The following is a 5,276-nucleotide window of genomic DNA, read 5'->3' as shown; positions in this document are numbered from 1 at the left end:
CAGCAGCGGCGCGCCGGGCGCGTGGAAAGTCTTCTATCCCGGCGCGGAAGGCAAGCGCGGGCCGGCAGACTTCGTGGTGCCTGCCGAGGTTGCAGAGCAGCCGCAATTAATAGTGGAGTGAAGATGAAGTTTGCAACGCCGGTCGGTATCAATGAGCTGCACAGGAGCGATGTCAATATCGCCAAAAAGCCCTATTTCTACAATGACGCCGGTGTGCCGAAGTACCTGAGCAAGCTGCCGCCGCGTGTTAAGCCACTGCAGCCGGCGGCCGTCGATCCGGCTATCGCAATGGGCAATGAGTACGTTGTGGCCGACATATTGGGTGTCAGGAAAAACGCGAAGTTCGGCACCGAGACACAGTTTGGCATCGGCGCGAAGGAAGTGGTGTTCGAACCAATGTGGGCGACGCGCGATGTCGCCGCAGCGTTTGGCATTACGCTGATTGAGCCGGGGCAGGCGATCAGGATTGAAAGCCCGGTGCCCAAATTGCAGCACATCGATTACGAATACGGCGTGTTCGCAGGCCACTGGTCGCCGTACCAAAAAACCGGAGACCAGCTGCTCAGCGTCGTCTGCACCGACCTCGAACACCACGACTTCCCGCACGTCTTCGCGTCGATCGATCCCTGGCAGCCGCTGGTGACATCCGTCGGCCGCTACTGGCCGAAGCTGGGCAAAATTCGCCTGGCCGACCTGTGGGTACCGCGAGGCTGCGCGCTGTATATTCCGCCGATGCCCTCGTCRCCGGATGCCGAGTGCATCGATCTGCACAACAACCGCAACTCCGCACGCGCGTGCTGGGGCGATATCCGCCAAAACAGCATCGTCACGGAGACGCTGTTGCTGGACAAGGGCGGCTACTTCTACTGGTACTGGAACGCGATACCCACTGTCCATAGCCGCCCAGCCGACGTCCGCTGACGCTCCCGAATTTTAGTGGCCCATCAGGTCGTTCCATTGCGGGAGGAGGACGATGCTGTTGGGATTGAGGCCGGCGTTCTTGAGCGTGTCCATGCTCGCCACTGCAGTACCGCTTTGCAGGTCGACCACGGTCACAGCACCATCACTCATTCCGGGAAGATTCAGTAGCGCGTTCTGGACGAAGGCGTATTTGCCGTCCTTCGTGAAGGCGACGTGGTGGGCGCCCTCGGCGGCGGGGATGGATTTCACCAGCTTCGGTTCGCCAACCTTCGACGAGATGTCAAAGATGTGCAGGTGCCCAGGTTTGGCGGTCGTCACATACATGCGCGAACCGTTCTTGTTGAAGTAGATTTCAAGCGGTACGCCAGCTTTCAGGTCGGCGAAGTCATAGGCCTGGGCGACTTCGAAATCTTTTTTCTCGGGCTTCCAACTTGCGGTCCACAAGGTGCCGCCATACATATTGGTGACGTAGGCGATTGCGGGCCTTGCGTTCGGTACGAACAGAATCTCCACTGGTGCTTCACCGGCGGGCGAGGCTTTCTTCGATACCTTGTAGGTGCCGAGCACTTTGCCAGTGCTGGTTTCGACGGCGCTGATGACTTCTCCGGCGTCGCCAAGATCGGATGCTCGCACCGTGGAGGTCAGCAGCGTGCGGTCGGCGGCGCCTGATACGGCCAGGCCGTGCGGATAAGGTGCTGCAACCTTGATCGTTGATAGCACTTTATTGGTCTGCACATCGCCGACCACCATGCTCTGCGTACCCATGCAGCTCACGTACCAGTGCTTGTGATCGGGCGAGAAGGCAACGTCCTCGCCGACATTGCAAGTCGGTATGCTCACCGTTTGCATGGCGTAGTCTTTCGACTTCATGTCCATCACGCGCAGTTCGGGCTTGCCGAGCGCAGTAACATAGGCCTTGCTCATATCGTGGTTGTAGAAGATGTGGTGGGCCACGAGATCTGCGGGCAGGGGAATGTCCTTGACGATTTTTCCGAAGGACTTGGAATGCGGATCGACATCGACTATCGCGATGCCTTCCTTGCGTGCTGCCGGAGCGACTGGATTCTTGAGGGATTTGAGCGACTCAGGAGACTTGGTTTCGTAATACATCATCGCCAGAATTTCGGCGCTTGCCCAGCCGTGGAAGCACAGGCCAAAGGCGAGGGGAAGCAGGGACCGGATGCGCATGATTCACCACCTTCCTGTCAGGTTGAGGGATCAACCTTTGAATTCTACGCCTTTTGGTATCAGGGTAATTGACCGAAATTTAAGCTGCGGTAGAATCGCCACATGGGACCTTTCCGCCTTCTCTGCTTGTCGGCAGCGCTGCTCGCAAGCGCCCCTGTGTGGGCGGCGGAGCAGCACGTCAGCTTTGAAGTAAGGCAGCAGCGCATTGCCAATCCGGCGCCCACGGTGCGCGTGACGCAAGGCGATACGCTGGTGCTGGAACTGCGCAGCGATGCGGCGCTCGATGTGCACTTGCATGGCTACGATGTGCCGCTGTCGCTCAAGCCCAACACGCCGGGGCGTATGAAATTGATGGCGAATACGCTGGGACGCTTCCCGCTGGCGACGCACGGCGCCGGCCATCGCCACGGTCCCACGCTGCTTTATCTGGAAGTCGTGCCGCGATGAAGCGCTGGCTGCTGGCAGCCATCGTCCCGCTCCCTGCCTTTGCGCACGGCTTCGGCCAGCGCTTCGATTTGCCGTTGCCACTCTGGATGTTCATGGCCGGCGCCGGCGCCACCGTCGCCGTGACATTCGCACTGCTTGCCGCGCAGCGCCGGGCGGCGCCGCGAGAGCCAGGCCAGGCGACCATGCTGATGCGGATTCCGATGGCAGGCACGCTGGCTGCGGCCGCACGGCTGATCGTGTTGCTTCTGTACTTGCTGGTGCTCTTCGCTGGATTCTTCGGCGTGCAAAGTCCCATCAAGAATATCGCGCCCGCGATGATCTGGGCGATCTGGTGGGTCGGCATGGCTTATCTTTCCGCCCTCGTTGGCGATGTGTGGGCGGTGGTGAATCCACTCGATACGCTGTATCGCTGGGCCGCCGCCGATCGGCCCGGTAAGCTGGCGTGGCCGCAGTGGCTGGGCGTGTGGCCCGCCGCGCTTCTGTTCTTCGTGTTCGTGAACATGGAATTGAACTGGGAGGGCAGCGAACAGCCGGCAAGCCTGGCGACGGCGATGCTGGTCTATTCGGCGTTCACCTGGCTGGGCATGTATCTGTTCGGACGTGGCACATGGCTGATGCATGGCGAAGTATTTGCCGTCGTTTTCGGCTTGCTGGCGCGGTTTGGACCGAACGTCGTGCAGGAAGGGCGCTGGCAGGTGCGCCCATTCGGCGCCGGACTTCTGGTTGATCGCCCCGTCGGCTGGTCGTACATCGCGCTGGTGATGCTGATGCTCGCTTCCGTTAGCTTTGACGGTTTGATGGAAACGCAGGCTTGGTTAAATCTTCAATCGCGCATGCCGCTCCCTCCCGAGGGCGCGCGTGCATTGGCGCTGTTCATGTTGCCCTCGCTGTTCATGCTGGTTTATCTGGCCGTATGCCGCGCCATCGCCTGGTTCGGCGGTGGGGCACCGCTGACGGCGACGGCGGGGTGGTATGTACTCACCCTGGTGCCGATCGCGATCGCCTATCACTTTTCGCATTATCTGTCGTTCCTGGCGATGGCGGTGCAGTACCTGATTCCTCTGGCATCCGATCCGCTGGGACTGGGATGGGACCTGTTTGGCACGGGGCTTTACTTCATCCGCCCCGGCATCGTCGATGCGCGCATGGTGTGGTATGTGTCGCTGTTCGCAATTGTCGCGGGACACGTCGCCGCCGTCTGGCTTGGTCACCAGACGGCATTGCGCCAATTCGGCGCTCGGGCTGCGCGCAGCCAGCTACCGATGCTGGCCCTGATGGTGGCCTATACGCTGCTTAGCCTGTGGATCATCGCCCAGCCCATCGTCAACGGTTAGCTTTTTCCTCCTTGCTGTCGGCCTGACGGTTGCCGCGGGCTGATTGCCGGCTTTCTCCCCCTTTGCGTCCGATTTCCGCCATGTGCTCGCGGTTCCGGCTGACGGCTTCGCCGCCTTTCTGGCCGGCCCGGCGGGCTTCTTCGGAATTGAACTCGTGCGCCGTCCCTTTCTGATGGGCGGCCTGGCCGCCTTTGCTGGCGATTTGACGCTGCGTCGATTCGTCCATGGCGGCGAAACCGCGCTTGGCCTTGGGTTGTTGCGTATTGCTTTGTTCCTGGTCGCCCATCATCCACCTCCCAAAACTAGGAATCGATCCGGAGCTGACGTCCGGCCCTGGAACGGCAGTGGCCGTTCTGATGGGTTGGAGAGGTGGCGGCGGGCGAAGTTCCGTCTTTTTTATGCCCCGGCCTGGCCCACGGCGGATTGCTCACCGGCGGCCTCGCTGCTGGCGCTACTGCGGACGGGAACGGCGCCCAGTTCGTGCTCCAGTTCTTCCTTGCGGTCCTGCATTTGCGCGCCCAGCTCGGCAAGGTCGGCGCCGCTGGAACGGGCTTTGGGGAACATCTCGGATTCTTCTTCCTGTACGTGGTGGTCAATGGCGGCGCGCAGTTTGGCGACTGTACTGTCCACCTCGTTATCTTCGGGCTTCATGTCGCGCAGCTGTTCGATCAACTCCCTGGCCTGGGCATGCTCTTGCAGCGCTTCGTCGACCAGCTGCTCGTCGCCCGTTTCGGCGCGCACGGCAGGGTAGAAGAGCTCTTCTTCGATATTGGTGTGGATGGTGAGTTCAAGGCAGATCTGGTGGGCGATGTCCAGCTTGAAGCCCTTGTGCGAGGGATCGCAGCGCTCGTATTCGCGGAACAGCTGCTTTACCTTGTCGTGGTCGGCAGTGAGTAGGGCAATTGCATCAGTCATGGTTCGGCTCCTTTCAGTCGGTTAAATGCCGCGCAAAAAGAGCCGAGGATCAGGTGGGTTATTGATCAGCCACTTGGAGGATGAGCTTGCCGAAGTTTTTCCCTTCGAACAGCATGTTCAGTGCAGGCACAAAATTCTCGATGCCGCGCACCACATCTTCCTTGCTCTTGATCTTGCCTTCCTTCAGCCATTTGCCGAGCGCGGCAGCGGCGACGGGGTAGCGGTCCGCATAGTCGAATACCACCATGCCTTCCATGCGCGCACGGTTCACGAGCAGGGAGAGGTAATTGGACGGACCCTTGACGGGGGTGGTGTTGTTATATTGAGAGATGGCGCCGCAGATAACGATGCGTGCCTTCATATTGATGCGTGTCAGGACTATATCCAGGATGTCGCCACCAACGTTATCGAAGTATACGTCAACGCCATTTGGACAGTGTTCCTTCAGGCCGGCGCGCACGTCGCCGTTCT

General features: G+C 60.3%; 8 protein-coding genes. 4 read left to right on the top strand and 4 right to left on the bottom strand.

What is annotated here, in order from left to right; translation table 11 throughout:
• Positions 1-121: DUF7661 family protein (locus tag AB4Z11_RS21970; protein WP_442027668.1), on the top strand; the 121-nt coding region annotated here is incomplete at its 5' end.
• A 2-nt stretch (positions 122-123) separates the two neighbouring features.
• Positions 124-921 carry a hypothetical protein gene (locus tag AB4Z11_RS21965; protein ID WP_442027667.1) on the top strand — a complete coding sequence of 266 codons (798 nt, stop codon included), beginning with the start codon at positions 124-126 and terminating at the stop codon, positions 919-921.
• A 12-nt stretch (positions 922-933) separates the two neighbouring features.
• Here AB4Z11_RS21965 and AB4Z11_RS21960 read toward each other — a convergent pair whose 3' ends face one another.
• Positions 934-2,109: a hypothetical protein gene (locus AB4Z11_RS21960; protein WP_442027666.1), complete on the bottom strand. Its 1,176-nt coding sequence runs from the start codon at positions 2,107-2,109 to the stop codon at positions 934-936.
• Positions 2,110-2,211: 102 nt separating this feature from the next.
• Here AB4Z11_RS21960 and AB4Z11_RS21955 point away from each other — a divergent pair, with 102 nt between their 5' ends.
• Positions 2,212-2,556 (top strand): hypothetical protein, encoded by a 345-nt coding sequence (locus AB4Z11_RS21955; protein WP_442027664.1) that lies wholly within the window; start codon positions 2,212-2,214, stop codon positions 2,554-2,556.
• Positions 2,553-3,890 carry a hypothetical protein gene (locus tag AB4Z11_RS21950; RefSeq protein WP_442027662.1) on the top strand — a complete coding sequence of 446 codons (1,338 nt, stop codon included), beginning with the start codon at positions 2,553-2,555 and terminating at the stop codon, positions 3,888-3,890. Before AB4Z11_RS21955 ends, AB4Z11_RS21950 begins: the two co-directional genes overlap by 4 nt.
• Here the strand turns inward: AB4Z11_RS21950 and AB4Z11_RS21945 are convergent.
• From AB4Z11_RS21945 to AB4Z11_RS21935, 3 genes are all read right to left on the bottom strand, one after another.
• Positions 3,880-4,179 carry a KGG domain-containing protein gene (locus tag AB4Z11_RS21945; protein ID WP_442027660.1) on the bottom strand — a complete coding sequence of 100 codons (300 nt, stop codon included), beginning with the start codon at positions 4,177-4,179 and terminating at the stop codon, positions 3,880-3,882. The two genes, AB4Z11_RS21950 and AB4Z11_RS21945, sit on opposite strands and share 11 nt — an antisense overlap.
• A gap of 107 nt (positions 4,180-4,286) precedes the next feature.
• Entirely contained in the window at positions 4,287-4,805 is a 519-nt protein-coding gene (locus tag AB4Z11_RS21940; RefSeq protein ID WP_442027658.1) for a hemerythrin domain-containing protein, read from the bottom strand.
• Positions 4,806-4,863: 58 nt separating this feature from the next.
• The coding region (locus tag AB4Z11_RS21935; RefSeq protein ID WP_442027657.1) for a zinc-binding dehydrogenase at positions 4,864-5,276 on the bottom strand (413 nt) is incomplete at its 5' end.

It is taken from the genome of Pseudoduganella sp. RAF53_2 (assembly GCF_052113985.1).
In the GTDB taxonomy this organism is placed as follows: domain Bacteria; phylum Pseudomonadota; class Gammaproteobacteria; order Burkholderiales; family Burkholderiaceae_D; genus Rugamonas.
This window is presented reverse-complemented; position numbering and strand designations above follow the sequence as displayed.

What these genes read in the sequence shown, in the direction of transcription:
- AB4Z11_RS21945 (WP_442027660.1), bottom strand. Translation starts at nt 4,179, where the DNA reads ATGATGGGCGACCAGGAACAAAGCAATACGCAACAACCCAAGGCCAAG.
- AB4Z11_RS21950 (WP_442027662.1), top strand. Translation starts at nt 2,553, where the DNA reads ATGAAGCGCTGGCTGCTGGCAGCCATCGTCCCGCTCCCTGCCTTTGCG.
- AB4Z11_RS21940 (WP_442027658.1), bottom strand. Translation starts at nt 4,805, where the DNA reads ATGACTGATGCAATTGCCCTACTCACTGCCGACCACGACAAGGTAAAG.
- AB4Z11_RS21960 (WP_442027666.1), bottom strand. Translation starts at nt 2,109, where the DNA reads ATGCGCATCCGGTCCCTGCTTCCCCTCGCCTTTGGCCTGTGCTTCCAC.
- AB4Z11_RS21955 (WP_442027664.1), top strand. Translation starts at nt 2,212, where the DNA reads ATGGGACCTTTCCGCCTTCTCTGCTTGTCGGCAGCGCTGCTCGCAAGC.